The sequence below is a fragment of the Jiangella ureilytica genome, assembly GCF_004348545.1.
GTDB lineage: Bacteria > Actinomycetota > Actinomycetes > Jiangellales > Jiangellaceae > Jiangella > Jiangella ureilytica.
Genome location: NZ_SMKL01000007.1, coordinates 26,053 through 52,591 on the forward strand (window position 1 = coordinate 26,053; position 26,539 = coordinate 52,591).

Sequence of the window (26,539 nt, forward strand, 5' to 3'; positions counted from 1 at the left end):
CGCCACAGAGTTGAGCCTATTCCACTCAACTCTGCGATTTCCACCCAGGAGAGTCGCACCACCGAGTGGCGATGGGGCCGAAGGTCTTTCCCTGATTCCTCGGTCCAGCGCACAGGGCGGCTGCGGAGCGCTCGCGATCCTCGCACGACCCGACGTCGGGACAAGGACATGGGTCGGGGATGATGGGCGGCGATGTCCGGTCCTCGCCTCGCGGCCGCGCTGGCCGCCGCCGCCCTCGTCGGCGCCGCCCTGTCCGCGTGCTCCGCGCTCGACGACCGGTCCGTGCCGGAGTCCGACCTCGAGACCGCCGTGAAGCAGCTCATGGAGGAGCAGTCCGGTCACCCGGTCGAGTCGGTGACCTGCGACGGCGACCTGCCCGGCGAGGTCGACGCGTCGGTGCGCTGCACGGCCACGGTCGACGGCGAGACCGTCGGGCTCACCGTCACCGCCACCGACGTCGACGGCAACGACGTCCGGTACGAGGTGCGCACCGACACCGCGACCCCGGCCCCCACGCCGCCGGCGACGCCACCGGGCGAACCCACCCCGTCACCGAGCAGCTGACGCCGTCCAGCCGGTGACGTTGGCCCGCACGGCCGCCGCGAACACCGCGGCGGGGTCGCCCGCGCGCGGCGGCATGAACTCGCCGAGCTCGATCGAGACGAGCCCGTGCACGTTGGCCCAGAGCGCGGTGGCGATCGACTCCGGCGCCGGGGTGGCCGGGAAGGCGCCCGCGCGGACCGCCCGCCGGACCGCGTCGAGCAGCGGCTCGAACGTGCGCGCCCCGGTGCGCGCCGCGCGCCGGCCGACGTCGCCGGGCCGGAGCTCGTCGCCGAACATGACCCGGTAGCCGTAGGGATCGGCGAGCGCGTTCTCGCGGTAGGCGTGGCCGAGGCGCACGATGTCGTCGACCGGGTCGGCGCTGACGCCGACCGCGGCCAGCCGCCCGGCGAACCGGGCGAACACCCGCTCGTAGAGGGCCGTGACCAAGCCGGGCTTGCCGCCGAACAGGGAGTACACCGCCGCCGTGGACGTGCCGGCGTCGGCGGCCAGCGTGCGCAGGCTCAGCGCCGCCACGCCGCCGGACGACACCGTCTCGGCCGCCCGTTCGAGCAGCAGGTCGCGCAGCGCGTCGTCGTGCAAGCGAGGTCTACCCACTTGACGAGAATAACCTGACGCTGTTTCATAACAGTGTTAGATTATTCGCTCCACCCGTACGAGAGGTCACCGACATGCTCGAGCTCAGTACGGAGGCCACCCGGCTGGCCGGTGTCCTCCTGCTCGCCGCCGTCACCATCGAGTCCGGCGGTTGGTACCTGACCCGCATCGCGCGCGGCAAGGTCCCGGCCACGGACTTCCAGCGCTCGTTCGCGCGGGCCGGGCACGGTCACGCGGGCATGTTCGTCACGCTGGGCCTGATCACGGCGATCCTCACCGACGCGACGTCGCTGGACGGGTTCGCGGCGTGGGTGGCCCGCAGCGGCGTGCCGATCGCCGCCATCGTCATGCCGGCCGGGTTCTTCTTCTCCTCGCTCGGGCCCGGGCGCACGAGACCCAACCAGTTCATCTGGCTGGTCTGGATCGGCGCGCTGATCCTCGCCGCCGGCCTCGCCACCCTGGGCGTCGGCCTGCTGACGGCCTGACGCCTCCGGCCGGGGGCGGTCAGTCGCGGGCGACGTAGCGGGACCGGTAGACCGCCAGCGCCGACGTGAACGCCGGGACCGGCAGGTAGTCGGCCGGCTCGTCGGCCGCGCCGGTGATGAGGTCGAGTTGCTGGCGCAGGGCGTGCACCTCGGCCTCGAGCTCCAGGATGCGCTTGATGCCGACGAGGTTGACGCCGTCTTCCTGGGACAGTCGCTGCACCTCGCGGAGCATCTCGACCTCGCGCAACGAATAGCGCCGGCCGCCGCCGGGGGTGCGCCGGGGCGTCACCAGCCCGAGGCGGTCGTACTGGCGCAGCGTCTGCGGGTGCATGCCGGCCATCTCGGCCGCCACGGAGATGACGTACAGCGGCTCGTCGTCGCTGACCAGCCGCGCGGCGCCGGACATCGTCACGATGAAGCGTCCTCCGGCCTCCATGGTCATGCCTCCTTCGCCGCCAGGTTCATCAGCTCGGCCCGGACGTCCTCGCCCGAGGTGGCCGTCTGGAACTCCTCGAGCGCGTGCTTGGCATCGCCCTTGAGGTTCGGCGGCACCGACACCTCGACGGTGACCAGGAGGTCGCCGCGCGTGCCGTCCTTGCGCGCCGCGCCGCGGCCGCGGACCCGGAAGGTGCGGCCGTTGGGCGTGCCCGGCGGCAGCTTGAGGGTGACCGGGCTGCCGCCCAGCGTGGGCACCTTGATGTCGGCGCCGAGTGCGGCCTCGGGGAACGTGACCGGCACGGTGACCGTGAGGTGCTCGGCACGGCGGCCGAACACGGGGTGCGACCCGACGTGGATGATCACGTAGAGGTCGCCTGCAGGCCCGCCGCGCTCGCCCGGCACGCCCTTGCCGCGCAGCCGGATGCGCTGCCCGTCGACCACGCCGGCCGGGATGCGCACGTGCATGACCTTGCTGGTCGTGCCGCGGCCCGAGCCGCTGCACACCGGGCAGGGGTCGTCGACGACCAGGCCGCGGCCCCGGCAGTCCTTGCACGGCTCGGCCATGCCGAAGCCGCCGGAGTCGGTGCTGGTGAAGCCGGTGCCCGAGCACGTGGGACACACCCGCGGAACCGTGCCCGCCCGCGCGCCGGTGCCGGCACAGGCCGAACACGCCGACGAGCTGGTGAGCTTCAGCGGGATGGTCTTGCCCTCGACCGCCTCGGAGAACGTGACGGTGACCTCGCGCTCGACGTCGGCGCCCCGGCGGGCGCCGGTGCCCCGCGGTCGGTTGCGCTGGCCGAAGATGCCGCCGAACACGTCACCGAGACCGCCGCTGCCGCTTCCGGAGAACAGGTCCCCGAGGTCGAAGTTGAACGATCCGCCGCTCCCGCCGCCCGCCGGGGTGCGGATGCCGCTGCCGAAGAGCGTGCGCGCCTCGTCGTACTGCTTGCGCTTGGCGGGGTCGGACAGCACGGAGTACGCCTCGGAGACGTCCTTGAAACGCTCTTCGGCGGCCTTGTCGTCCTTGTTGCGGTCGGGGTGGAGCTCGCGAGCGAGGGTGCGGTAGGCCTTCTTGACCGTGGCCGCGTCGGCGTCCTTGGCGACGCCGAGGATCTTGTAGTAGTCCTTCTCGATCCAGTCCTTCGTGCTCACGGGCTCACCCCTCCTCTCCGTCTACGGAACGTCAGCTCTGGTCGTCCTTATTCTCCGCCGAGTCGTCCCCGGCGGACGAGTCGGCGGACGAGTCGGCGGACGGCTCCGGCAGCGCCTCGGTCGGCTCGGCCACCGCGACCCGGGCGGGCCGGATGACGCGCTCGCCGATGCGGTAGCCCGGCTGCAGGATCTGCGTGCAGGTGGGCACCTCGACGTCGTCGGCGTAGCCGTGCATGAGCGCCTCGTGGATCATCGGGTCGAAGGCGTCGCCCGGCTCGCCGAAGCGGACCAGGCCGGCCTTCGCCGTGACCGACTCGAGCGCCTCGCCGACCGACCGGAACGCCCCGGTGAGGTCGCCGTGCTCGCGGGCCCGGCCGATGTCGTCGAGCACGCCGAGCAGCTCGGCCAGCACCTCGGCCTTGGCGGCCTCGCGGTTGGCCTCGCGGTCACGATCGACCCGCCGCCGGTAGTTGACGTACTCGGCCTGCAGCCGGCGCAGGTCGTCGAGCCGCTCGGCCGCCTCGGCCTTCGCCGCCGCGAGCTCCGCATCGGACACGGTTCCGCCGGGACCGGGCGCGGCGGCCGTGGCCCCCGCGCCCGCCGCGGCGGACTCCGAGCCGGCGTCGGCGTCGGTGTCGCGCCGCTCGCCGGTCTCGGGGTCGATGCGGCGCCGGTCGCGGATGACGGGCTTCAGCTCCTCGGAGCCCTCCCCCGCGGTGTCAGGTCGCTGCGCATCGGTCACTTGGTGTCCTTCTCGTCGTCGACGATCTCGGCCTCGACGACGTCCTCCTCGGCGTTGTCGGTGGTGTCGGAGGACGTCGCGCCGTCGGCGCCCGCGTCGGGGCCGGCCTGCGCGCCGTCGCCGGACGGGGCCTGCGCGCTGGCGTAGATGGCCGCACCCAGCGCCTGGAACGCCGTCTGCAGCCGCTCAGTCGCCGACTTGATGGCGGACTCGTCGTTGCCCTCGAGCGCCTTCTTGGCCTCGGCGAGGGAGGTGTCGACGTCGTCGCGGACCTCCTGCGAGAGCGTGCTCACCTTCTCGGTGTTGTCGGCGAGGAACTTCTCGGTCTGGTAGACGAGCGACTCGGCCTGGTTGCGGTTCTCGGCGGCCTCGCGGCGCTTGCGGTCCTCTTCGGCGTACTGCTCGGCCTCGCGGACCATGCGCTCGATGTCGTCCTTGGGCAGCGACGAGCCACCGGTGATGGTCATGGACTGCTCGCGGCCGGTGCCGAGGTCCTTGGCCGACACGTGCACGATGCCGTTGGCGTCGATGTCGAACGTGACCTCGATCTGCGGGACGCCGCGCGGCGCCGGCGGCAGGCCGGTGAGGTCGAACGTGCCGAGCTTCTTGTTGTAGGCCGCGATCTCGCGCTCGCCCTGGTAGACCTGGATGCCCACCGTCGGCTGGTTGTCGTCGGCCGTGGTGAAGATCTCGGAGCGCTTGGTCGGGATGGTCGTGTTGCGCTCGATGAGCTTCGTCATGACGCCGCCCTTGGTCTCGATGCCGAGGGACAGCGGGGTGACGTCGAGCAGCAGGACGTCCTTGACCTCGCCCTTGAGGACACCGGCCTGCAGGCTGGCGCCGACGGCGACGACCTCGTCGGGGTTGACGCCCTTGTTGGGCTCCTTGCCGCCGGTGAGCTCCTTGACGAGGTCGACGACGGCGGGCATGCGGGTGGAGCCGCCGACGAGGACCACGTGGTCGATCTGGTCGACGGAGATGCCGGCGTCGCGGACCACGTTCTGGAACGGCGACTTGGTGCGGGCCAGCAGGTCGGCCGTCATCTGCTCGAACTGCGCGCGCGAGAGGGTCTCGTCGACGTGGACGGGGTTCTTCTCGGCGTCCTGCGCGATGTACGGCAGCGAGATGGACGTCTGGGTGCTGGACGAGAGCTCGATCTTCGCCCGCTCGGCGGCCTCGCGGACGCGCTGCATGGCGATCTTGTCCTTGGAGAGGTCGAGGCCGTGCGCGGACTTGACCTGGCCGATCAGCCAGTCGACGACCTTCTGGTCCCAGTCGTCGCCACCGAGGTGGTTGTCGCCGCTGGTGGCCTTGACCTCGACGACGCCCTCGCCGATCTCGAGGAGGGACACGTCGAAGGTGCCGCCGCCGAGGTCGAAGACGAGGATGGTCTGGTCGTGCTCGCCCTTGTCGAGACCGTAGGCCAACGCGGCGGCCGTGGGCTCGTTGACGATGCGCAGGACGTTGAGGCCCGCGATCTCGCCGGCCTCCTTGGTGGCCTGGCGCTGGGAGTCGTTGAAGTAGGCCGGGACGGTGACGACGGCGTCGGTGATGGTCTCGCCGAGGTACGCCTCGGCGTCGCGCTTGAGCTTCTGCAGCACGAACGCGGAGATCTGCTGCGGGGTGAAGTTCTTGTCGTCGATCTTCTGCGACCAGTCGGTGCCCATGTGCCGCTTGACCGAGCGGATGGTGCGATCGACGTTGGTGACGGCCTGCCGCTTGGCGACCTCACCGACCAGGACCTCGCCGTTCTTGGCGAAGGCCACGACGGACGGGGTGGTCCGCGACCCCTCGGCGTTGGCGATGACGGTGGCCTCGCCACCCTCGAGTACGGCCACGACGGAGTTCGTCGTGCCCAGGTCGATGCCGACGGCACGTGCCATGGCAGTTACCTCCAGAGTCCACTCAGCAGTTGAGTCAGTATGGCTCAACTATAACCTTGAGCCGATGCGGCTCAACTTCACTACCCCCGACAACGACCGACCGGCTCTGAGGATTCCCTCAGTTCCGCCGCGTACGCTGGCCCGCATGTTCCCGGAGTTCCAGGACGACGACCAGCCGCGGCGCACCGACCTCCGCACCAAGATCGTCGCGGCGGTGCTCATCCTGTGCCTCGTCGCCGGGGCGGCGCCGTTCCTCGCCGCCCTGTTCTTCTAGGCATGGCCGTTCAGGAGGACGCGCGCCCCACCGCGGTGCGCAGCCGGCTCCTGGGAGTCGACGCGGCCCGTGGCATCGCCCTGCTGGGCATGATGTCGGTGCACATCATCCCGGCGATCGGCGACGACGGCGGGCTCACCGCGTCGCGGCTCATCGCCAGCGGCCGCTCGTCTGCCCTGTTCGCTCTGCTGGCCGGAGTGGGCCTGGCGCTGGCCACCGGAGGACGCACGCCGCCGCGGGGCCGGCCGCTGGCCGCCGCGAGCGTCGGCGTGGCCCTGCGTGCGCTGGTCATCCTGCTGGTCGGGCTGTGCCTGGGCGCGTTCGACTCCGGCGTCGCGGTCATCCTGGTCAACTACGCGCTGCTGTTCGTGCTGGCGATCCCGTTCCTCGGGCTCGGGCCGTGGATCCTGCTGCCTCTCGGCCTGGCCTGGGCCGCCGGCGCGCCGCTGCTCAACCACTACTGGCGCATCGGCGAGCCGTTGTCGTCGTACGACTCGCCCTCCTTCGACTCGCTCGAGAACCCGGGCGCCCTGCTGCGCGAGCTGCTGGTCACCGGCTATTACCCGGTGTTCCCCTGGATGGCGTACCTGCTGGTCGGGCTGGGCATCGGCAGGCTGGCGCTGTCGTCGACCAGGGTCGCGACGCTGCTGCTGGCCGGCGGCGCGGCGCTGGCCGTGGCCGCCTGGGTGACGTCGACGGTGCTGCTCGACAACGGCGCGCTGGAGCACCTGGTCGCCGCCGGCCTGGGCGGGCACCCGGCCAGCCCGTTGGACTTCGCCGCGGCCGTGAACCACACGTCCTTCTACGGCACCACCCCGGCCACGTCGTGGTGGTGGCTGGTGGTGGCGGCGCCCCACACCGCCACGCCGTTCGACCTGCTGCACACCATCGGCACGAGCGCGGCGGTGCTGGGCCTCATGCTGCTCCTGGCGGCACGGGCCCGGCCGCTGGTCTGGCCGCTGGCGGCCATCGGCGGCATGACGTTCACGCTGTACACCCTGCACGTCGTGCTGCTCTCAGGCCCGGTGCAGGGCCACGACCTCTCGACCTACCTGACGCACGTGGTGATCGTGTTCGCCATCGCGATGCCCTGGCGCGCGTTCATCGGCCGCGGCCCGCTCGAGGCGGTGGCGGCCGCCATGGGCCGGGCCGGTCGCGACCTGGTGCTGTCACCGTCGCCGCGGCGACAGGACTGACAGGTCCACCGCGGCGGCCATCGCGGCGTAGCCGGCGTCGCCCGGGTGCAGGTGGTCGCCGGAGTCGTACTCCGGGCGGATCCGCTGCGGGTCGGCCGGGTCGCGGAGGACCGCGTCGACGTCGATGACCGCGTCGAACGCGCCGGACCCGCGGATCCACTCGTTGACCGCGACCCGCACGGCCTCGCGCTCCGGCGTCCACGTGCCCCAGCCCCGGAACGGCCCGATGGTGGCGCCGATGACGCGCATCCCCTGGTCGTGGCCGCGCTCGACGATCTGCTCGTAGGCCGCGATCAACCTCTCGGGGTCGTACTGCGAGTTCGGCTGCTGGATGTCGTTGACGCCCTCGAAGACCACGACGGTGCCGGCGCCGGTCTGGGTCAGCGCGTCGCGGTCGAGCCGGGCCAGCGCGTTGTCGCCCTGGCCGGGACTGTTGGCGTGCAGCAGCAGCCGGTTGCCGCCGATGCCGGCGTTCAGGACGCCGAACCGCTGCGGCCGCGGCAGCTGGAGCATGCGGTCGGCCAGGTAGTCGGGCCAGCGCCGGTTCGCGTCGCGGGTCGAGCCGCTGCCGTCGGTGATGGAGTCGCCGAGGAACACCACCGCGCCGGACGTCGCGCCGCGCACGTCCAGTCCGTCGAGGAACCAGAACGACGTGGTGGTCCGGTCGAACGCCGACCCCGACGGCGTGGCGGTCCGGTCGCCGTCGGCCAGCCAGCCGGTCGAGTGCGCCGCGGAGTGGTACGTCGCCGGCCCGGTCGGGCCGGGCACGTGCAGGCTGACGAGGACGTCGTTGTCGTCGGCGATCCGCAGCGCGACGGGGTCGGACACCACCTCCGCTCCGGCCGGGACGGTCACGCTCGCGTCGCCCGAGAACGTCACCGGCCGCAGCGTCGCCGCGTCGACGTCACCCGGGTTCGCGCCCGGCAGGGCCAGCGTCGCGGCCCCGACGACCAGCGGCTGCGTCCCGTACACGTTGCTGAGCCGGAGCCGGGCCTGCGTGCCGCCCACCGACACGTGCAGCCGCTGCCGGAACGTGGTGTCGGTGAAGCCGGCCAGCGCCGCGCCGCTCTCCGGCCGCGCCACCGCGGTGGCCCAGGTGCCCACCCAGCCGGTCGCACCTGCGGTGGCGTCAGCGGCGGCAGTGCTCGGGACCGCGGCGTCGGCGGGCGGCTCGGCCAGTGTGGCGCCGGCCATCAACGCGGCGCCCGCCGCGGCGGCGGCGGTCAGCAGCCCGGCCCAGCGGCGGAGGGATCTCGGCAACGAACGGGACGGCGGCATCGGCGGCTCCTCGTCGTGTCGGCTGCGTCCGGCGGGGGTGACCGCACGCGGCAGTCGTGACGCTAGAGCCGCCGCGGCCCGGCCCGCCAGCCGTGGTGCGCCGAACGGCCGGCCCCGTGCGGCAGACGGTTTCCGCTGCTACGTCCGCGCAGCTGCCCGCCAGGCTTGCGGACAAACTACTTTGTGCCTTAAAGTCATTGGCATGACGAACCCGGATGAGCTGACCCCTGAGGAGTCGCTGCGGCTGATCGCCCGCGAGCAGGCGGCGGTCGCCGGGCGGCACCGGAGCAGCATCGTGCTCTACTACCTGCCCTGGGGCCTCGCCCTGTTCATCGGCTTCGGCCTGCTCGCCCTCGATCAGGGGCCGGGCAGCGACGGCCCTTGGGCCGACCTCCCCGACGCGTTGCCGCTGGCCGTGCTGTTCGTGCTCATGGCGCTCGCCGCCGCCGTCACCGTCGTCACCTCGGCGCGCGAGGCCCGTCGGATCGGCGGCGAGAGCACCCGCCGCGGCGCCATCTACGGAGCCGGCTGGGCGCTGGGGTTCGGCACGATCTTCCCGCTCCTCGGCCGGTTCGCCGAGCACCTGCCCGAGGACCAGCGCGGGCTGCTGTTCGGGTCCATCAGCGTGGCCGTGACCGGCGTCCTGTACGTAGCCGGCGCGGCCATCTGGCTCGACTGGAGCATGTTCGTGCTCGGCGGCTGGCTGCTGGTGGTCAACCTCGTGGGCGCTCTGGCCGGACCGGGGTGGCACTCGCTGGTCATCGCGGTCGCCGGCGGCGGCGCGCTCATCGTCGCCGGGCTGGTGGCAACGGTGACGGCCCGGCGAGCCGAGCCATGACGACGCCGCCCGACCTCGACCCCGTCATCCACGCCCAGGCCCGGCTGCGAGTGGTCGCGGCGCTGTCCGCGCTCCCCACCGGCGACCACATGACCTTTCCCTACCTGCAGAAGGTGCTCGACATGACCGCCGGCAACCTCTCGGTCCACCTCGGCAAGCTCGAGGAGGCCCGCTACGTCGAGATCACGAAGACCCACCAGGGACGACGCCCGGTCACCTACGTCGCCCTCACCTCGCGCGGCCGCGCCGCGTTCGACGACTACACGACGGCGATCCGCGCCCTGCTCGACGGCGCCGCCGGAACGGAGCAGCCATGACCGGGCTCATCGCCCGCGCCGCCGGTGTCTCGCGCCGCTACGGCGATATCGTCGCGCTCGACCACGTCGACCTCGACATCCCGCGCGGGCAGCTGGTCGGCCTGCTCGGCCCGAACGGCGCCGGCAAGTCGACCCTCATCAACCTGTTCGTGGGGCTGCGCCGGCCCGACGACGGCCGGGTCGAGATCCGGGGCCGGAACCCGATGACGCCCGCCACCCGCCGCATCGTCGGCGTCACGCCGCAGGAGACCGGGCTGCCGCTGAGCCTGCGCGTCGGCGAGACCGCCCGCCTGGTGGCGGCGCACTTCGCCGACCCGGTCCCGCCGGCGGAGCTGTTCGAGCGGTTCGGCCTCACCGGGATCGAGGGGCGCCAGTGCGGCTCGCTCAGCGGCGGGCAGAAGCGGCGGCTCGCGGTCGCGCTGGCGTTCGCCGGCCGGCCCGAGATCGTCTTCCTCGACGAGCCGACCACCGGGCTCGACGTCGACGCGCGGCACCACCTGTGGGAGGGCATCCGCGCCTTCCACGCCGAAGGCGGCACCGTCGTCCTGACCAGCCACTATCTCGACGAGGTGGAGGCGCTGGCCGAGCGGGTCGTCGTCATCGACCACGGCCGCGTCATCCGCGACGGCAGCACCGCGGAGATCCGCGACGTCGCCGGCATGCGCCGGGTCAGCCTGACGGCCGGCGAGCTGCCGGCGCTGCCCGGCGTGGTGTCGGCGGCGAGCGACGACACCGGCCGGGCGCACCTCATGACCACCGACGCCGACGCGCTCGTACGCGAGCTCGTCACCGCCGGCGTGCCGTTCCGCGACCTCGAAGTGCGCAGCACGTCGCTCGAGGACGCGTTCCTGGCCATGACCGCGAACGACCACCGGAGCCTCGCATGAGCCTCGTCCTCACCTACGCGCGCTACCAGTTCCTCGAGACGGTGCGCATCCCCGTCGCCGTCATCGCGACCGTGTTCTTCCCGGCGGCGTCGATGCTGTTCTTCGTCGTCCCGAGCATCGGCAGCGACCCGCGAGCGGCCACCCTCGCCACCGCGTCCATGGTGGTGTTCGCGTCGATGGTCACCTGCCTGTTCCAGTACGGCGCCGGCGTGGCCGAGGACCGCGCGCTGCCGTGGGAGCCGTTCGTGCGCACGCTGCCCGCCGGCCCCGGACCCCGCTTCGCCGCCCGGGTGCTGGTCGGCACCGCGTTCGTGCTGGTGGCGGTCGTCCCGGTCGTGGTCATCGCGGTCCTGTTCACCGAGGCCACGCTGAGCCCGGCCCGGTTCGCCGCCGCCCTGGGCGCGTTGGTGGTCGTCGTCGTGCCCTTCACGCTGCTGGGCCTGGCCATCGGGTACTCGCTGCCGGCCAAGGCCGCCACCGCCGTCGCGACCATCTCGTTCCTGCCGCTGGCCTTCGGCGGCGGCCTCATGGGCGACCCCGAGGACCTGCCCGGCTTCATCGAGACCATCGCGCCGTTCCTGCCCACGCGCGGCGCCGGGGAGCTGATCTGGGCCGCCGTCTCCGACATCGCCGTCGAGCCGGTGTCGATGATCATGCTCGGCGTGTGGACGGTGGCAGCGGGTGCCGCGGCGGTGGTCGCCTACCGCCGCGACGAGGGCCGCCGGTTCAGCTGAGTCGGTCCTCCAGGCGCAGGACGGCGACACCGCGGGGCGGCAGCTCCACCCGTCCGCCCGACGGCGCCGGGCCCACCAGCGCCGTCGCCGCGGGCACCGGCACGAGTGCCGTCGCCGTCGCGTGGTTGAGCAGGAACGCGTAGCGCCCGGAGTCGTTCGACCGCACCGTCGCCTGTACGCCCGCGGGCAGCCCGGGCAGCACCGGCGTCACCCCGGCGCCCGTCAGCACCCGGCCGACCAGTGCGTCCATGGCGCCGTCGGCCAGCCGGGTGCCGACGTACCAGGCGACCCCCGTGCCGTAGGCGTTGCGGGTGACCGCTGGCCCGCCGGCCGGCTCGGACGACGCGAACGTGCCGACCACCTCGGCGCCGGCCGGCTCGACGATCTCGGACCAGACGGTCGCCGGGGTGACGGTGCCGGCGAGCTCGACGTCGACGGTGCCGCCCTCCTCGAGCGGCCAGAACTCCGCCACCCGCAGCCCCAGCACGTCGCGGAACGGCGCCGGGTAGCCGCCCAGGTGGACGCGGTCGTACTCGTCGACGATGCCGGAGAAGAACGACATCAGCAGGTGCCCGCCGCCGTCGACGTAGGCCGTCAGCCGGGCCGCGTCGGCCTCGGACACCAGGTACAGGTTCGGGACGACGACCAGCTTGTACGCGGACAGGTCGCGCGACGGCGGCACGACGTCGACGGCGACCGAGCGGCCCAGTAGTGGCGCGTAATGCGCCGTGATGGCGTCGAACTGCTCGAGCACCGCGGGATGCGAGCTGCGCTGCAGACCCCACCAGCTGCGCCAGTCCATGACCAGCGCGACGTCGGCCGTGCTGCGCCCGCCGGCCACCTCGGCGGCCGCCCGCAGCTCCGCCCCCAGCTCGCGGACCTCCTGGAATCCGCGGGTGTGCTCGCCGCCGTGCGGGACCATGGCCGAGTGGAACTTCTCCGCGCCGCCGCGTGACTGTCGCCACTGGAAGTACAGGACGGCGTCGGCACCCTGGGCCACGGCCTGCCACGACCACAGCCGCATCAGCCCCGGCGGCTTCGGACTGTTGCGCGGCCGCCAGTTCACCGCGCCGGGCGCCTGTTCCATGAGCATCCACGGCTGGCCGTGGCGCAGCGAGCGCATGAGGTCGTAGCCGAACCCGGCCAGCACGTGGGCGTCGGGATCGTACGGGTCGGGGTAGGAGTCGTAGCTGACGACGTCCTGGTGCGGCGCCCAGGCGAACGGATCGGTGCCGCGCGGCATCGGGATGAAGTTCGTCGTCACCGGCACGTCCGGGGTGATCCGGCCGACGATCTCCTTCTCCATGAGGTAGCAGGCCAGCAACGCGTCGGAGCCGAACTCGGTGAAGTCGATCTCCTGGGCCGGGTTCGGGAACGTCGGCGCCGACCGCGGCGGCTGCACCTCCTCGAACGACGAGTAGCGCTGTGACCAGAACGTCGTCGACCACGCCTCGTTCAGCCCGTCGACGTCGCCGTAGCGGCGCTGCAGCCAGACCCGGAAGTCCGCCGCCGACACGTCGCACCAGCAGCGCGACACGTGGCAGCCGTACTCGTTGCCGATGTGCCACTCGGCGAGGGCCGGGTGGTCGCCGTAGCGCTGCGCCACCCGCTCGACCAGCTGGCCCGCGTAGCGCCGGTAGACCGGGCTGGACGGGCAGTAGTGCTGCCGCCCGCCCGGCCAGAGAGTGACGCCGTCGGCCGTGACCGGCAGCGTCTCGGGGTGCAGCCGGGCCAGCCAGGGCGGCGGCGACGCGGTCATGGTGGCCAGGCCGGCCACGATGCCGGCGTCGGCCAGGGTGTCGAGGACGCGGTCGAACGTGGCGAACTCGAAGCGGTCCGGCTCGGGCTGGACGACGGCCCACGAGAAGATGCCGACGCTGACCATGGTGACGCCGGCGTCCTTCATCAGCCGGACGTCGTCGGCCCAGACCTCCTCCGGCCACTGCTCGGGGTTGTAGTCACCACCGAAGGCGATGCCGGTGATCTTCGCGTTCCACGGGCGTGGGCTCAAAATCGCTCCCAATTTACCGGTTTGTTATTGCACCGTCAATAGCATCTTGTCCTACTGACATGAGCATTGACCCTACCAACTGCTGTCGCTACGTTACGGGGACCCCCACGTCCGAAATGTCCAGCGAGCACCAGGGCTATTGCACGCATCGCCGGGCTCAATGTACGGAGGTCCCGACCATGTCAATGAAGCGTGCCCTGACGGGTGTGGCCGCAGCCGCTCTCGCCGCGTCGGTGCTGGTCGTCATCCCCGGTGACGACCGGTCGAGCACCGCGGACGCCGCCCCCGAGGACATTCCCACCCCCGAGGAATTCTTCGGATTCGCCATGGGAACCAGCGGAAAGCTGGCTCCTTTCGAGGAGATCAAGGACTACTTCGAACTCGTCGCCGAGGAATCGGACAGCGTCGAGTACGAGGTCGCCGGCACCACGACGCTGGGACACGAATACCCCGTCATGCGGGTGAGCTCGGCCGAGAACCTGGCCGACCTCGACGAGATCCTCGAGGCCAACGAGCGCCTCGCCGACCCGCGCTCGGACCTCAGCGAGAGCGAGGCCCGCGCCCTCGCCGAGCAGAGCGTCCCCGTCTACTACCTCGAGGCGACTCTGCACTCCACCGAGGTCGGCAACCTGCCGGCGCTGGTCGACGTCATCCACCGGCTGTCGACCGAGCGGTCGGAGTTCGTCCAGAACATTTTGGACAACCTGGTGATCCTGGTGGTGCCGTCGGCGAACCCGGACGGGCAGCATCTGCTGGTCGACTACTTCAACGAGACCGAGGGTACGGCCTACGCGCGCACCTACCCGGACCTGTACCACAAGTACGTCGGCCACGACAACAACCGCGACTGGATCTTCTTCACGCAGGAGGAGTCGCGCATCCGCACCCGGCTGGAGCAGCAGTATCGTCCGGTGATCCTGCACTTCATGCATCAGGCCGGGTCCAACAGCCCGCGCATGTGGGTGCCCCCGTTCGACGAGCCGCTGGGCCCGAACATCGACTCGATCACGATCTCCGCCTCGAACGCGCTGGGCGCCGAGGTCGCCAACGCCGCCGCCGAGGCGGGACTGCCCGGCGTCAGCACCGACGACGCCTACGGCATCTTCTGGAACGCCGACGTGTTCGGCACCGGCCCGCACCGCGGCGCCTCGCTGTTCCTGCACGAGATCGCCTCGGTGCGCGACCTCGCGCTGCCGTTCTCGAACCCCGACGGCTCCCCGCCCGGCGCCCGCGACCGCACGATGCGCACGTTCGACCCGTACACGGAGCCGACGTGGACGCTGGAGCAGATCGTCGAGTACGCCAAGCTGTCGATGTACACCGGCCTGGACAGCGTGGCCAAGGACGCCGACGACTGGCTGTTCAACAACCTGTATCAGGTCAACCGCAGGAACATGGAGCCCGACGGCGGCCCCGAGACCTACCTGGTGCCGGCCGGCCAGCGCGACCCGTACGCCGTCAAGCAGCTGGTCCAGATCTTCGACACCGCCGGCGTCGAGGTCGACCGCGCGCTGTCGACGGTGCGGGTGGGCCGGACGACCTACCCGGCCGGCACGCTGCTGATCCAGACGCGGCAGCCGATGGGCAGCTGGGTCGACCAGGTGCTCGAGGTGGACCACTACCCGGAGCAGGCGCGCAAGTGCGCCGGCTGCCCGCTGATCATGCCGTACAGCGAGACGACCGACAATCTCGCCATGCTGCTCGGCCTGACGGTGGCGACGGCGGACGACGCGCGAGTGGCGCGCACGGAGCGGATCGACGCCGACGACATCACCGCCCCCGCGGTGCCGAACCCGCCGGCGAACGGCGCCTACCTGGTGCGGCCGACGTCGTACGGGCTGACGCACGTGATCTCCGGGCTGCAGGCGGACGGCGTCCCGGTGTTCCGGGCGACGGCGGCCTTCCAGTCCGGCAGCATGGCCTACGAGCCCGGCACGCTGATCGTGCCGGCGACGGCGGCGGCCCGCGGCGCCCTGGCCGAGGCGTCGGCGCTGACCGCGCTGCCGGTGACGACGGCGCCGCAGGTGCCCGCCGTCGCCGCGCTGGAGCTCAAGCCCGATACGACGATCGGGCTGATCCGCGGCGCCAACAACATGCCCGGCGGCTGGCTGATGTGGCTGGCCGACACCTACGGACTGAACTACGAGGTGGTCGAGGCCGACGACTACGCGAACCTCGCGCGGTTCGACACCATCCTCGTCGCCCCGGGGGTGAACAAGGCCCGCATCGTCACCGGCCTGAACCCGGCGCAGTACCCGGAGGAGTTCCACTGGGCCCGCGGCGTCGGCGAGACCGGCTGGCAGGCGCTGGCGACGTGGGTGCAGCAGGGCGGCAACCTGGTCGCCGTCGGCGCGGCCGCGGAGACGGCACGCGAGCTGCTGGCGCTGCCGATCACCAATGCCACGCCGCGTGACCGGGCCGCGTTCAGCGCCCCCGGCACGCTGCTGAACGCGCAGTTCGACCCGGCCGCCCCGGCCACCTGGGGCATGCCGGCGAACTGGCCGGTCTGGTACAACAACAGCCCGGCCTACACCGTGGCCGGAGGGTCCGGCGCCACCGTCGCGTCGAGCTATCCCACCTCCGGCGAGTTGCTGGCCAGCGGGTACGCCCACGGCCAGGCGGCGCTGGCGGGCCTCGCCAACGTGGTGACCGTGCCGGTGGGCGAGGGCCAGGCGACGGTGGCGGGTGCGGACATCACCTTCCGCAGCTGGCCGCGGTCGGCGTGGACCATCGTGTCCAACGCGCTGTACAACGGTCCCGGCACCCCGGTGTCCGCGGCCGAGCTACCGGCCCGGGTGACCGCCCGGTAGGCGCCGCGCACGACTCGCCCCCGTGGCCCGCCCTGGGCCGCGGGGGCGGTTCGCGCCTCGGGCGGGGTCAGGCCTCGTCGGCGCCAGGGCGGCGGGAGCCCAGCTCTTCGTCCAGCCGCAGCAGGCCGGGACCGTCGTCGCCGATGAGGTGCAGCCGGCCGAGGATCTCGGAGACCGTCGACTCCTCCTCGATCTGCTCCTCGATGAACCAGCTGAGCAGCGGGAGGCTGTCGATGTCGCCCTCGGCCAGGGCCAGCCGGTAGAGCGAACGGATGGAGTCGGAGACCTTCTGCTCGTGCGCCAGCGACGCCTCGAACGCCGCCACCACGGCCGTGCCGGGGTCCTGGGGCGCCGCGATGCCGCCGATCTGCGGGCGGTTGCCGCGGGCGGTGACGTGCTGGATGAACTTGACGGCGTGGGCGCGCTCCTCGTCGGACTGGATGCGCATCCACGACGCCATGCCCGGCAGGTTGGCGTCCTCGAGCGCGATGGCCAGCTGCAGGTAGGCCACGGACGACTCGACCTCGAGCGTGATCTGCTCGGAGAAGGCCTTGGCAAGCGTGTCGTTGAGCTTCATGAGCACGACGTTATCGCAGCTCAGAGCGCATTTCCACGAAGTCGTGCCTAACCTTGCGAAGGTTCGCCGAACCTCCGCGGCAGCGTCACTACCACCGGGATCGCGACCACCAGCACCACGATCGCCGCGCCCGCCACGAGCGCCGCGAAGCCGCCCGACGCCATCACCAGCCCGGCGATCGGCGCACCGCCACCGGCCGCCAGGCCCATGGCCACCTCGCCCCGCCCCTCGGCCCGCAGCCGCTCGCCCACCGGCACCGACGCCGTGAGCAGTGCGCTGCCGGCAAGCACGCCGGCGTTCCAGCCCAGGCCGAGAAGAGCCAGCGACACGAGCAGCACGACGCCGTCGCCCGCGCCGGCGGCCCCGACCACGCCGGCCGCGGCCATCAGCACGGCGGCCACCACCGTCACCACGGCCGGGCCGGCGCGGTCCAGCAGCGGACCGGAGACCAGCGACGGGGCGAACATGCACAGCGCGTGCACGCTGACGATGCCGCCCACCAGCGCCGGGCCGTGGCCGTGCGCCAGCAGGTGCACCGGCGCCACCGCCATGACCCCCACCATCACCAGGTTCGTCACGGCCAGCAGCGCGACCGCCCGCCACGCCGTCGCCGTCGCCGTCGTCGTCACCCCCGCCGGCACACCGCCCGCAGCCAAAGTCGATCTTGGAGAAACCGGGGTATCGCCGGGCGGAATGTCCGATCGACGGCGCACGTTCTCCACGATCAACTTTGGGAGGAGAAGGAGGAGGGTGGCCGCGGCGGCGAGGAAGGCGACGACGGAGACCAGGTACAGACCGGTCAGCGACGGCAGCCCGGCCGACGACGCGAGCCGGCCGCTCGCCGCGAGCAGGTTCGGGCCCGCGACCGCCCCGGCCGCCACCGCGAACAGCACGATGCCCAGCGCGCGGCCCCGGGCGTCCGGCCCGCCGGCCTCGGCCGCGGCGTAGCGGGCCAGGAACACCGGCGCGTTGCCGATCCCGAAGATCGCGCTGCCCACGAGCAGCAGCCCGAAACCTGCCCCGGCAGCGGCGGCGACGACCACCACCGCGCCGACGGCGCCCAGGACGTAGCCGAGGGCGAGCGCGGCGGGCCGGCCGGTGCGGGTGCTGACCCGCGAGATCAGCAGGGCGCCGACGGCGGAGCCGGCCACGTGCACGCCGATCGGCAGGCCGGCCGTCGCGGGGTCGCCGGTGAGCTCGGTGGCCAGCAGCGGCCCGGCCATGCCACCGGCGGCCAGGCCGATGCTGCCGACGGCGGTGGCGGCGGCGAGCAGCGCCACCCGGGTGCGGGTCGACGGGGGCCACGTGGGCGCCGCCGGAAGCATGGAGGTCGTCATGTCCCCACGATCGGCGCCGTCACCTGCGGGCGTCCAACACCTGTTCGAGCGCCATTGACCGTCTCATGTTGTCAATCGGTAGGGTGGCGGGGTGGCCGTCCCCGACGTCGACACCCGGCTGCTGCGGCATTTCGTGGCCGTGGCCCAGGAACTGCACTTCGGCCGCGCCGCGGCCCGGCTCCTGATCGCCCAGCAGGCGCTCAGCCGCGACGTCGCGCGGCTCGAACGCGAGGTCGGCGTCCGGCTGTTCGTCCGCACCACCCGGCGGGTGACCCTCACGCCGTCGGGCGAGCGCCTGCTGGCCCGGGCCACCGAGCTGCTGGCCCTGCACGACGCCATGCTCGCGGAGCTGCGCGACTCCGCCCGCCCGCTGCTCGTCGACGTCATGCACGACCGCTCGACCGCGCTGCGCGTGCTCGAGACGGCCCGGCCGCTGGCGCCCAGCGCCGAGCTCGAGGCGCGGTTCCACGGCGGGTGCGACGCCGCGGTGCGCGGCCTGCTGGCGCACCGGGTCGACGTGGTGTTCGGCCGGCTGGCCGGCATCCGGGCCGCGCTGCCCGCCGACGTGAACCGCCGTCCGGTCCGGCTGGAGCCGCTGGGCCTCATGATCCTCGACGACGACCCGCTCGCCCGCCACGACACCATCCCCATGGCGGCGCTGCGTGGCCGCACCGTCGACACCAGCGGCGGGAACCCCGAGGCGCCGGAATGGGTCGCACTCGGAGCCGAGCTCGTCACCGGCCACGGCGGCACCGTCGCCCCGGACCACCACCCCGGCATGGCCGCCGTCGCCGCCGCGCCGCCCGAGGAGACCACCCACCACCTGCGCACCACCGGCTGGCCGGTGCTCACCAAGACCGACGCCGCGCCGATCCCGGGCACCGTCGTGCGGCCGCTCACCGATCCGGTCCCGCTGTACCCGTGGACCATGGCGCACCGGGCGGCGCTGCGCCACCCCGGCATCGACGCCCTGCACCGGGCGCTGGACGAGCTGATCCCCGCCGAGGGCTGGCTCGACCCGCCGCCCGGCGCCTGGCTACCGGCCGCCGACCGGGCGCTGCTCGGCGACGCCCCCCGCTGAGGCCGGCCGGCCCGAGACCCAGGTGTCGGCGACCAGGGGCACGCCGGGGCGGTAGGCGAGGTGCACGTACGACGGCGCGTCCAGCACGACGAGGTCGGCGCGCGCACCCGGCGACAGCCGGCCGACGTCGGTGCGCCGCAGGGCCGCCGCGCCACCGGCGGTGGCCGCCCGGAGCGCCTCGGCCGGCGTCAGCCGCATCTCGCGCACCGCGAGCGCGATGCAGAACGGCATCGACGACGTGTAGCAGGAGCCGGGGTTGCAGTCGGTGGCGATGGCGACGGTGACGCCGGCGGCCAGCAGCCGGCGGGCGTCGGGGTACGGCGACCGGGTCGAGAACTCGACACCGGGCAGCAGGGTCGCGACAGTGCCCGAGCCGGCCAGCGCGGCCACGTCGGCGTCGTCGAGGAACGTGCAGTGGTCGGCGCTGGCCGCACCCAGCTCGCAGGCCAGCTGCACGCCCGGGCCGGGACCGAGCTGGTTGGCGTGCACGCGCGCGCCCAGGCCGCGGTCGATGCCCGCCGTGAGCACCGCGCGCGCGGCGTCGGCGTCGAACGCCCCGGTCTCGCAGAACACGTCGACCCAGCGGGCGTGCGGGGCGCAGACGTCGAGCATGGCACCGGTGACGAGGTCGACGTACGCCGCCGGGTCGGAGGCGTACTCGGCCGGCACCACGTGCGCCCCGAGGTACGTCGTCTCGTCGGTGTGCTGCCCGGCGAGCGCGAGCGCGCGGGCCTCGTCGGCCACCGTCAGGCCGTAGCCGCTCTTGATCTCGACGGTGGTGGTGCCCTGACGGCGCATCTCGGCCACCAGCCGGGCGAGATTGGCCGCCAGCTGCTCGTCGGCCGCGGCCCGGGTGGCGGCGACCGTCGTGCGGATGCCGCCCGCGGCGTAGGGCTGCCCGCTCATGCGCGCGGCGAACTCGGCCGACCGGTCGCCGGCGAAGACCAGATGCGCGTGACTGTCGACGAAGCCGGGGACGACACAACGTCCGCCGAGGTCGACACGGGTGTCGGCGCTGGGCGCGGCGGGGGCCGGGCCGACCCAGAGCACCCGGCCACCGGAGTCGGCGATCAGGGCAGCGCCGGAGATCTCGCCGAGCGGCGAGCCGTCACCGTGGGCGGGATCGTTGGTCACCAGCAGCCCGATGCCGTCGAGCAGGGTCGTTGCCACGACCGCAGCCTAACGAGACCGAGCTACGGGCTGGTGCTGGCGAGCACGCCCCAGGTGACCAGTTTCTCCCGCAGCTCGGCGGGCGGGATCTCGTAGAGCAGGGCGGCCAGCGAGATGTCCTCGGACCGGATGGTGAGCACCGGGCTGCCGAAGTCGTTGCGCTGGCGCTGGATGGAGGCCACGAAGGTGGCCAGCCGCTCGGCCTCGGGCGGTGCGTTGCGCAGCGCGTCGAGATCGAGGACGACCTTGCCCTCTTGGGCCGGGATACGGGACCGGGCGCCGTCGGACACCAGGGTGTCGACCGGGACGCCGTAGAACTCGGCGAGCTCAGCGATGCGCCGGATGGACGCCACGCGGTCGCCGCGTTCGTAGGAGCCGACCACGACAGCGCGCAGCCGGCCACCGGACTTCTCTTCGACGGCCTGCAGCGAGAGCCGGCGACGCTTGCGCAGCGCGCGCAACCGTGCACCCACGACCTTCGCGAAGTCCTCCTCGGTCGAGTCGGGACTGCCGTCGTTCATCGTCGAGCTCCCCAAAGGTGCCTCGTCCTCCGTACTGATCCGCCCGCACCAGCACGCCTGCGCCGCCCCCCTGGCAGGTCCCGGACTACGCCCGGACAGATCAGAGGATACCGGGCATTCGCGCCCGGTTGATCACCGGACGTCCGTGACCTTCTTCAGCTTCGCATGCTAAGAGGTGTGGCAGGAACACGCCAGCGGCACGTGTTCCACGTCACACCATGCGTAACGGGACTCCTGGATTCCGCGCCTGCTCCAGGACCACCTGGGCCGGCAGCGGCTTGGACATGAAGAATCCCTGAGCGCGGTAACAGCCGAGGTCGAGCAGCGTGGTGACCGCTGCCGGATCCTCGACCCCCTCGGCCACCGTGGTCAGGTTGAACGCCTCGGCGAGGCGGACGATCGCGGCGACGATGGCGCGATCGCCGCTGCTCTCGGCGAGCGCCGAGACGAAGCTGCGGTCGATCTTGAGGATGTCGACGGGGAGCTGCTTCAGCTGGGCCAGCGAGCTGTACCCGGTGCCGAAGTCGTCGATGGCGAGCGTGACGCCCAGGCCCCGCAGCCCGTTGAGGGTGGCCCGCACGTCGTCGATCTCGCGCATCACCGTGCTCTCGGTGATCTCGATGCCGAGCTCGGCGGGGGCCAGCCCGTACCGGCTCAGCAGGGTCGCGACGAAGCCGACGAAGTCGGCGCTGATGAGCTCGCCGGCGGAGATGTTCACGCGGACCAGGGGCGGCGGCACGGGCGACGTGCGCTTCCACGTCGCCAGCTGCCGGCAGGCCTCCTCGAGCACCCAGCGACCCAGCTCGGCGGCGAGGTTGATCTCTTCGACGACGGAGATGAAGGCGTCGGCGGCGAGCAGCCCGCGCTCGGGATGCTGCCAGCGCACCAGCGCCTCGACCCCGGTCATGCGGCCGTCGCGGAGGTCGAACTCGGGCTGGAAGTACAGCCGCATCTCGTTGTTGCTGATGGCGGTGCGCAGGCGCAGCTCGAGGTCGGCGCGGACGAGGAGTTTGGACCGCAGGTCGTCGTTGAACACCACTACCGAGTCTCCACCGCGCTCCTTGGCCTCGAGCAGCGCGACGTCGGCGTTGCCGAGCAGCTCGTCGACCGTGCTGGGTACCTCGCCGTTGACCACCACGCCGATGCTGGCGCTGCGGCTGATGGAGTGCCCGCCGACCTCGAGCGGCTCGGCGACGCGGTCGAGGATGCGCCGGGCGGCCCGCTCGGCCGCCGACGTGGACCCGATGTCGTGCAGCACGATGACGAACTCGTCGCCCGCGAGCCGCGCGACGAAGTCGTGCGGACGGACCGAGTCGCGCAGCCGGTGGGCGACGGCCTGGATGAAGTTGTCGCCGACGGTGTGGCCCAGCACGTCGTTCACGGTCTTGAGGCGGTCCATGTCGGCGAAGAGGACCGCGAGCGGGGCGCGCGGGTCGGCGTCGAGCACCGCTTTGAGGTCCTCGACGAAGGCCCGGCGGTTCCACAGGCCGGTGAGCTCGTCGTGGTACGCCTGATGGTGCAGGCTCTCCTCGGCCGCGACCCGGGCGTCGAGCTGCACCAGCAGTGCGGCGATGGCCCGCAGCGCCCGCACCTCGGCGCGGGTCCAGATGCGGTCGCCGAAGTGGATCAGCCCCAGCACGCCGAGCGTGGTGTCGTCGTGGATGAGCGGCACCATGGCCAGGGAGACCTCGGGCACGCCGGAACCGGCGCGGACCCGCTCCTGGTATTCGAGCTGCCCGTCGGACGGCCGGGTGATGAACGGCTCGCGCTGGTCCTTGATCATCGCGAAGATCGCGTCGTCGGTCTCCCACGGCACGATGCCGAGCGGATCGGGCTCGGGCACATCGCGCCGCCGCGGCCATTCGTCGACGAGCACGCTGGCCTGCAGCTCGGGATCGTTGTGCCGGAGGAAGCAGGTGTCGGCGCCGAAGTAGCGGCCCAGTTCGCCGAGCACGCGGTACAGCGTCTCGGCGAGGTCGCGGGCGGTGACGCTCATGAGCTCCGCGGCGACGTAGGTGACCAGGGCGTCGAGGCGCCCGTGCTGGTCAGTGACCTCGCCCGCCTCCATGACCGCCGTGCACAGCTGGGCGGAGACCGTCAGCAGGTCGCGGTCCTTCTGCGAGTACGACCGGCCGTCGAGGCGCACGAGGCAGAGGCTGCCGCGGAAGTCGCTGTAGGCCACCCGGGCGGCCATGACGCCGACGCCGGAGGCGGTGGTGTGCTCGACCAGCGCGCCCGTGGGATCGGCGGCGGCCTGCGCGGTGACGGCACGGATGGCCTCGCGCATGACGGTGATGTCCTTGCCGTATACGCCGGACTGGGCCGCGCTGCCCCACGAGACCAGCGGCATGCCGCCGTCGACCGCGAGCACGTCGGCAGAGATGGAGTCCGTGGCCCGAGCCAGCGCCTCGAGAAGTGGCTGGATCGTCTCCGGGTCCATCTTCATAGGTTGCTCCCTGCCTCCAGGGCGTCCCGGACGGTGCGGTGGGCAGACAGGCGGCGGCTCCGGACGCTGACGTTAGGAGCGTAGCCGATCCGCATCACCAGCGCGACGTGCCTCCGGTCCAGACCGGTGACACCGCCGAATTCATCGTGCAGGCGGCGAAGCCGGTCGGCGTAGCGGGGCGACAGCTCCTCGTAGTCGGCGTCGTCGACGGCGTAGATGAACACCGGTGACGTGGGGTGTACCGCCAGCCCCAGCCGCTCGGCCTCGATCCAGACCCGCTCGACCGCCTGGCCGCCGCGCACGTAGTCGGCCTGCGACGACCCCGCGACGGAGAGGACGGCCAGCCCGGCGGCGGCGTCGATGCGGTCGCGGGTGGACTCGCCGAGGGCCCGGCCGAGGTCCTGCTCGGCCAGGACGGCCATGACGTCGGCCCGGCGGGCGACGCTCAACTTGGCGAGATCGGAGCGGTCCAGCTCGAGGGTGCGGACGTCGATGCCCCAGTCGAGCGCGTCGATGCCGGGCCAGCGCAGCTCGCGCATCATCTCCCGGTGCAGGTGCTCGGTGAGGTAGCGCAGCCGGTCGGACTCGCCCAGCAGCTCGGCCAGCTCGTGCAGCCGGTCGCGGTCGGTGACGAGGTGCAGCTCGGCGTCCTCGGCGGCGGCCGCGGCGCCCAGCACGGCGCCGGTCCCCGCCGGCAGCGGGACGGGCTCGTGGAAGTGCCGGTTCGAGACCCGGCGCAGCATGCCGTCGTACAGCGCGGCGAGCTCCGGGTCCGTACCGGCGCCGAAGCGCAGGCGCGCGACACGGTCGCCGTCGGGCCGTATCTCGACGTCGCCGAGCAGGCCGTGCCGGGCGGCCGCGACCCGCGCGTTGAACAGCGCCGCGCCGATGGCGACGTGGCTGCCGCGGTACGCGACGTCGAGCGTGGAGGTCTGCGCCGGGTCGAGGTCGATGTCCAGGCCCTCAGGGCCGAGGGTGAAGAGCCACGGCTGCGTGTTGCCGCCCGACGGCGCCAGCCGCGCGGCGTGCGCGACGGCGGCCCGCGACTCGGCCGGCACCGGCTCGGGGTCGCGGACGAGGTCGGCACCGAGGTCGGCGGCGGCGGCCGCCGGCGGCTCGGCCAGCTTGGACAGCACGACGTCGAGGTCCACCCGGGCCCGTCCGGACGACAACGGCGCACCCAGGGCGAGCCGCCGAACGGCGGCGGCCACCGACGCTGCGCCCAGTGTGATGTCGCCGCCCAGCTGCGGCCAGGTGTTGAGGCTCTCGTCGACCTCCGCCATCGAGGCGGCCATCGACGCCGACAGTTCGGCCGGCTCCAGTACCCGCATCACGTACGGGACCCTGTCGTGCGTCGACAGGCCCGCAAGGTCGGCCGGGCGCGCTTCGCCGAGAAGCCCGTGGAACAGCGGCCGGTTCGGCTCGAGGTCGTACCGCTCGACGTCCAGCAGACCGCGATCGCTGGTCTCCATGATGACCGGCAGGCGGTGCCGCCGCGCGGCTTCGCGCACCGCCAGCTTCAGGTCGAACGAGTCGCACTCCTCGACGACGATGTCGAGGCCGTTCAGGAAGTCGTCGATCGACTCCAGGGTCACACCGGACGGCTCGATGCTGACCTCGAGGTACGGGTCCAGCTCCGCGATGCGGCGGGCCGCCACGACCGCCTTGTTCACACCGAGGTCGAAGATCGTCGCCGGGATGCGGTTGAGGTTGGACAGCTCGATCTCGTCGAAGTCGGCCAGCCGGATGTGCCCGCAGCTGCGCTCCAGCGCCAGCGTGTGCGCGATCGCGTGACCGACGCTGAGGCCGACGACGCCGACGGAGAGCCGGCGCAGCCGTTGCTGCTCCTCGGCGGTGATCTTGTTGCGGTTGCGGTTGGTGCGCAGCGTCTGGAAGGCCTCGGGCCCGAGCAGGTGCACCAGGGTGCGCCGCCACGGGTAGAAGTACCACCGCGTCGGCTCGTCGACGATCTCCGGGGAGGGCGCGGAGAGCAGCCGCGCGAGGTCACGCCGCTGCTGCTCGATGGTGTCGACGACCTGTACCGTCGGATCCGTCCTCAGGCCGGCCAGCAGGGAGGGGTCGTCCACAAGCTCGGGGCGCCAGCTGGCCCCGTTCGTGGCATCGGTCATCGTGTGCCCGGAACCTCCGTGCCCGTCGCGGTGCGGAACTCGTTCTCGAACAGACGGCGCTGTTCCTCGGTGGCGCGCCCCACCGCCGTCGCGCCGTCCCACGTCAGCATCGTCGTGCGGTAGCGATCGTCGGGGTAGCGGGCCGGGATGACGCCGGGCAGTTCCTCGGCGCCGGAGCTGGCCCAGCGCGACGCCGCGTGCTCCGCCGCCGAGCAGTAGGCGTAGCGCACCCCGAGCAGCCGCATGGCGTGCACGAACGCCCTCGACATGAGGTCGGCCAACGCGGACTTGTGCTCCGACGTAGCGTCCACCCAGACGCCCTTGAGCTCGATGACGCCGTCCGGCAACGCGGACTCGATCCAGTGACTGGCCAGCGAGGCCGACACCGGCTCGCTGACGAGCTCGCGGGGCGCGTAAGCGTCGCGCACGGATCGCAGCGGGCCGTTGACGTAGCAGCCGGCCCAGACCTTCCCGCTGTCGTCGGACACGATGGCGAACACCGGTGCGCTGGAATCCTGCGTGGCCACGGGCAGCGCCAGGGCGTGCTCGACGCGATGGCGCCGGTAGCTGGCCCGGGCGCCGTCGGCGTATGCGGTCCAGTCGTCGAACCGCTGGCTCGGCGTGGAGAAGCGCATCGTCATGCCCGACGCCTCGTCCCGGAAGCGGTACAACGCGCGGGTGGTGTCGGCGACAGGCTTGAGGGGGCTGGTCATGGCATCCGCACCTGGCTTCACGGCTCCGTCCGGTCTGCTCGATCTGTACCGTATGCGCCGTTCAGGTTATAGATGAATTATGCCCGACTCGGCGCGAGGGTGACGCCGGAATGGAGAACGCGACGGGTGCCTGCCCCCCAACAGACCCGCCGCGTCTCCACCTTGCGGCAGCAGGACCAGCCCGCGGAAACCTGCCACCGCCCCGTTTGGGACGTGGTGCGAACGTCCCCGGACGCGCGCACCACGTCCCCTTTTCGCGGTACGGCCTGTGCAGGGCGGAGGGCCGTACCGGTCCAAGGTCACGGCCCGGAGGCCGTGAGTCGCACCGCCACTCGCTGCTCCTACGGTCTGAGGAGCCACTT

The 26,539-nt window shown here is 72.5% G+C and carries 24 protein-coding genes; 10 read left to right on the forward strand and 14 right to left on the reverse strand.

Annotation, left to right across the window (positions count from 1 at the left end; all coding sequences use genetic code 11):
* Window positions 1–192 precede the first annotated feature (192 nt).
* On the forward strand, window positions 193–564 hold the full coding sequence (locus tag E1212_RS04460; RefSeq protein ID WP_131979730.1) for a DUF4333 domain-containing protein: 372 nt from the start codon (window positions 193–195) through the stop codon (window positions 562–564).
* Here the strand turns inward: E1212_RS04460 and E1212_RS04465 are convergent.
* Window positions 550–1,158 (reverse strand): TetR/AcrR family transcriptional regulator, encoded by a 609-nt coding sequence (locus tag E1212_RS04465; protein ID WP_131979733.1) that lies wholly within the window; start codon window positions 1,156–1,158, stop codon window positions 550–552. The genes E1212_RS04460 and E1212_RS04465 overlap by 15 nt on opposite strands.
* A 74-nt stretch (window positions 1,159–1,232) precedes the next feature.
* Here E1212_RS04465 and E1212_RS04470 point away from each other — a divergent pair, with 74 nt between their 5' ends.
* The gene (locus E1212_RS04470; protein ID WP_131979735.1) at window positions 1,233–1,643 is read left to right on the forward strand and encodes a hypothetical protein; all 411 of its coding nucleotides are present in this window, start codon (window positions 1,233–1,235) and stop codon (window positions 1,641–1,643) included.
* A gap of 19 nt (window positions 1,644–1,662) precedes the next feature.
* On the opposite strand, the gene E1212_RS04475 is transcribed toward E1212_RS04470, so the two are convergent.
* The 4 genes from E1212_RS04475 to dnaK are packed head-to-tail and all read right to left on the reverse strand — an operon-like array spanning window position 1,663 to window position 5,858.
* Entirely contained in the window at window positions 1,663–2,079 is a 417-nt protein-coding gene (locus E1212_RS04475) for a heat shock protein transcriptional repressor HspR (RefSeq protein WP_275296149.1), read from the reverse strand.
* A 2-nt stretch (window positions 2,080–2,081) separates the two neighbouring features.
* Window positions 2,082–3,233, reverse strand: coding sequence for a molecular chaperone DnaJ (gene dnaJ / locus E1212_RS04480; RefSeq protein ID WP_131979741.1), 1,152 nt, complete (start codon window positions 3,231–3,233; stop codon window positions 2,082–2,084).
* 31 nt (window positions 3,234–3,264) lie between these two features.
* The gene (grpE, locus tag E1212_RS04485) at window positions 3,265–3,975 is read right to left on the reverse strand and encodes a nucleotide exchange factor GrpE (RefSeq protein ID WP_238992246.1); all 711 of its coding nucleotides are present in this window, start codon (window positions 3,973–3,975) and stop codon (window positions 3,265–3,267) included.
* Window positions 3,972–5,858 (reverse strand): molecular chaperone DnaK, encoded by a 1,887-nt coding sequence (gene dnaK, locus E1212_RS04490; protein WP_131979744.1) that lies wholly within the window; start codon window positions 5,856–5,858, stop codon window positions 3,972–3,974. The genes grpE and dnaK overlap by 4 nt, the downstream gene beginning before the upstream one ends.
* A 145-nt stretch (window positions 5,859–6,003) precedes the next feature.
* Between dnaK and E1212_RS30685 the strand changes: the two genes are divergently transcribed.
* Both E1212_RS30685 and E1212_RS04495 read left to right on the forward strand, forming a co-directional pair.
* Window positions 6,004–6,132, forward strand: coding sequence for a hypothetical protein (locus E1212_RS30685; protein ID WP_275296150.1), 129 nt, complete (start codon window positions 6,004–6,006; stop codon window positions 6,130–6,132).
* A gap of 2 nt (window positions 6,133–6,134) precedes the next feature.
* On the forward strand, window positions 6,135–7,328 hold the full coding sequence (locus E1212_RS04495) for a heparan-alpha-glucosaminide N-acetyltransferase domain-containing protein (RefSeq protein ID WP_131979747.1): 1,194 nt from the start codon (window positions 6,135–6,137) through the stop codon (window positions 7,326–7,328).
* On the opposite strand, the gene E1212_RS04500 is transcribed toward E1212_RS04495, so the two are convergent.
* The gene (locus tag E1212_RS04500) at window positions 7,302–8,606 is read right to left on the reverse strand and encodes an SGNH/GDSL hydrolase family protein (RefSeq protein WP_131979750.1); all 1,305 of its coding nucleotides are present in this window, start codon (window positions 8,604–8,606) and stop codon (window positions 7,302–7,304) included. The two genes, E1212_RS04495 and E1212_RS04500, sit on opposite strands and share 27 nt — an antisense overlap.
* Before the next feature lie 202 nt (window positions 8,607–8,808).
* Between E1212_RS04500 and E1212_RS04505 the strand changes: the two genes are divergently transcribed.
* From E1212_RS04505 to E1212_RS04520, 4 genes are read left to right on the forward strand one after another with little or no spacing between them, the layout of a single operon-like run.
* The gene (locus E1212_RS04505; protein WP_131979753.1) at window positions 8,809–9,444 is read left to right on the forward strand and encodes a transporter; all 636 of its coding nucleotides are present in this window, start codon (window positions 8,809–8,811) and stop codon (window positions 9,442–9,444) included.
* Window positions 9,441–9,761 (forward strand): transcriptional regulator, encoded by a 321-nt coding sequence (locus tag E1212_RS04510; RefSeq protein WP_131979756.1) that lies wholly within the window; start codon window positions 9,441–9,443, stop codon window positions 9,759–9,761. Before E1212_RS04505 ends, E1212_RS04510 begins: the two co-directional genes overlap by 4 nt.
* Window positions 9,758–10,648 (forward strand): ABC transporter ATP-binding protein, encoded by an 891-nt coding sequence (locus E1212_RS04515; protein ID WP_131979759.1) that lies wholly within the window; start codon window positions 9,758–9,760, stop codon window positions 10,646–10,648. The genes E1212_RS04510 and E1212_RS04515 overlap by 4 nt, the downstream gene beginning before the upstream one ends.
* Window positions 10,645–11,382 (forward strand): ABC transporter permease, encoded by a 738-nt coding sequence (locus E1212_RS04520; protein WP_131979762.1) that lies wholly within the window; start codon window positions 10,645–10,647, stop codon window positions 11,380–11,382. Before E1212_RS04515 ends, E1212_RS04520 begins: the two co-directional genes overlap by 4 nt.
* Here E1212_RS04520 and E1212_RS04525 read toward each other — a convergent pair.
* Entirely contained in the window at window positions 11,375–13,393 is a 2,019-nt protein-coding gene (locus tag E1212_RS04525) for a beta-galactosidase (RefSeq protein ID WP_203416385.1), read from the reverse strand. The two genes, E1212_RS04520 and E1212_RS04525, sit on opposite strands and share 8 nt — an antisense overlap.
* A 206-nt stretch (window positions 13,394–13,599) precedes the next feature.
* Between E1212_RS04525 and E1212_RS04530 the strand changes: the two genes are divergently transcribed.
* Window positions 13,600–16,203, forward strand: coding sequence for a M14 family zinc carboxypeptidase (locus E1212_RS04530; protein WP_162605312.1), 2,604 nt, complete (start codon window positions 13,600–13,602; stop codon window positions 16,201–16,203).
* Window positions 16,204–16,270: 67 nt separating this feature from the next.
* Here E1212_RS04530 and E1212_RS04535 read toward each other — a convergent pair whose 3' ends face one another.
* Together E1212_RS04535 and E1212_RS04540 are read right to left on the reverse strand one after the other, a co-directional pair.
* Entirely contained in the window at window positions 16,271–16,780 is a 510-nt protein-coding gene (locus tag E1212_RS04535) for a ferritin (protein WP_131979766.1), read from the reverse strand.
* Between the two features lie 47 nt (window positions 16,781–16,827).
* Complete coding sequence (locus tag E1212_RS04540) at window positions 16,828–18,117, reverse strand: MFS transporter (protein WP_131979769.1); 1,290 nt, start codon at window positions 18,115–18,117, stop codon at window positions 16,828–16,830.
* A gap of 91 nt (window positions 18,118–18,208) precedes the next feature.
* Between E1212_RS04540 and E1212_RS30690 the strand changes: the two genes are divergently transcribed.
* A complete protein-coding gene (locus E1212_RS30690) occupies window positions 18,209–19,198 on the forward strand; it encodes a LysR family transcriptional regulator (protein WP_131979771.1) in 990 nt (329 codons plus the stop codon).
* Here E1212_RS30690 and hutI read toward each other — a convergent pair.
* The 5 genes from hutI to E1212_RS04570 all read right to left on the reverse strand — a co-directional run bounded on the left by hutI (window position 19,154) and on the right by E1212_RS04570 (window position 26,177).
* Complete coding sequence (gene hutI, locus E1212_RS04550) at window positions 19,154–20,368, reverse strand: imidazolonepropionase (protein WP_131979774.1); 1,215 nt, start codon at window positions 20,366–20,368, stop codon at window positions 19,154–19,156. The two genes, E1212_RS30690 and hutI, sit on opposite strands and share 45 nt — an antisense overlap.
* Before the next feature lie 23 nt (window positions 20,369–20,391).
* Complete coding sequence (locus E1212_RS04555) at window positions 20,392–20,889, reverse strand: helix-turn-helix domain-containing protein (protein WP_131979776.1); 498 nt, start codon at window positions 20,887–20,889, stop codon at window positions 20,392–20,394.
* A gap of 211 nt (window positions 20,890–21,100) precedes the next feature.
* On the reverse strand, window positions 21,101–23,335 hold the full coding sequence (locus tag E1212_RS04560; RefSeq protein WP_131979779.1) for a putative bifunctional diguanylate cyclase/phosphodiesterase: 2,235 nt from the start codon (window positions 23,333–23,335) through the stop codon (window positions 21,101–21,103).
* Window positions 23,332–25,464: an Rv1355c family protein gene (locus E1212_RS04565; RefSeq protein ID WP_131979781.1), complete on the reverse strand. Its 2,133-nt coding sequence runs from the start codon at window positions 25,462–25,464 to the stop codon at window positions 23,332–23,334. The genes E1212_RS04560 and E1212_RS04565 overlap by 4 nt, the downstream gene beginning before the upstream one ends.
* The gene (locus E1212_RS04570; RefSeq protein ID WP_131979784.1) at window positions 25,461–26,177 is read right to left on the reverse strand and encodes a hypothetical protein; all 717 of its coding nucleotides are present in this window, start codon (window positions 26,175–26,177) and stop codon (window positions 25,461–25,463) included. The genes E1212_RS04565 and E1212_RS04570 overlap by 4 nt, the downstream gene beginning before the upstream one ends.
* Window positions 26,178–26,539: the final 362 nt, after the last annotated feature.

What these genes read in the sequence shown, in the direction of transcription:
- E1212_RS04520 (WP_131979762.1), top strand. Translation starts at nt 10,645, where the DNA reads ATGAGCCTCGTCCTCACCTACGCGCGCTACCAGTTCCTCGAGACGGTG.
- E1212_RS04510 (WP_131979756.1), top strand. Translation starts at nt 9,441, where the DNA reads ATGACGACGCCGCCCGACCTCGACCCCGTCATCCACGCCCAGGCCCGG.
- E1212_RS04540 (WP_131979769.1), bottom strand. Translation starts at nt 18,117, where the DNA reads ATGACGACCTCCATGCTTCCGGCGGCGCCCACGTGGCCCCCGTCGACC.
- E1212_RS04565 (WP_131979781.1), bottom strand. Translation starts at nt 25,464, where the DNA reads ATGACCGATGCCACGAACGGGGCCAGCTGGCGCCCCGAGCTTGTGGAC.
- E1212_RS04505 (WP_131979753.1), top strand. Translation starts at nt 8,809, where the DNA reads ATGACGAACCCGGATGAGCTGACCCCTGAGGAGTCGCTGCGGCTGATC.
- E1212_RS04475 (WP_275296149.1), bottom strand. Translation starts at nt 2,079, where the DNA reads ATGGAGGCCGGAGGACGCTTCATCGTGACGATGTCCGGCGCCGCGCGG.
- E1212_RS04495 (WP_131979747.1), top strand. Translation starts at nt 6,135, where the DNA reads ATGGCCGTTCAGGAGGACGCGCGCCCCACCGCGGTGCGCAGCCGGCTC.
- E1212_RS04470 (WP_131979735.1), top strand. Translation starts at nt 1,233, where the DNA reads ATGCTCGAGCTCAGTACGGAGGCCACCCGGCTGGCCGGTGTCCTCCTG.
- E1212_RS04515 (WP_131979759.1), top strand. Translation starts at nt 9,758, where the DNA reads ATGACCGGGCTCATCGCCCGCGCCGCCGGTGTCTCGCGCCGCTACGGC.
- E1212_RS04500 (WP_131979750.1), bottom strand. Translation starts at nt 8,606, where the DNA reads ATGCCGCCGTCCCGTTCGTTGCCGAGATCCCTCCGCCGCTGGGCCGGG.
- E1212_RS04570 (WP_131979784.1), bottom strand. Translation starts at nt 26,177, where the DNA reads ATGACCAGCCCCCTCAAGCCTGTCGCCGACACCACCCGCGCGTTGTAC.
- E1212_RS04560 (WP_131979779.1), bottom strand. Translation starts at nt 23,335, where the DNA reads ATGAAGATGGACCCGGAGACGATCCAGCCACTTCTCGAGGCGCTGGCT.
- dnaK (WP_131979744.1), bottom strand. Translation starts at nt 5,858, where the DNA reads ATGGCACGTGCCGTCGGCATCGACCTGGGCACGACGAACTCCGTCGTG.
- E1212_RS04535 (WP_131979766.1), bottom strand. Translation starts at nt 16,780, where the DNA reads ATGAAGCTCAACGACACGCTTGCCAAGGCCTTCTCCGAGCAGATCACG.
- E1212_RS30685 (WP_275296150.1), top strand. Translation starts at nt 6,004, where the DNA reads ATGTTCCCGGAGTTCCAGGACGACGACCAGCCGCGGCGCACCGACCTC.
- E1212_RS04460 (WP_131979730.1), top strand. Translation starts at nt 193, where the DNA reads ATGTCCGGTCCTCGCCTCGCGGCCGCGCTGGCCGCCGCCGCCCTCGTC.
- E1212_RS04555 (WP_131979776.1), bottom strand. Translation starts at nt 20,889, where the DNA reads ATGAACGACGGCAGTCCCGACTCGACCGAGGAGGACTTCGCGAAGGTC.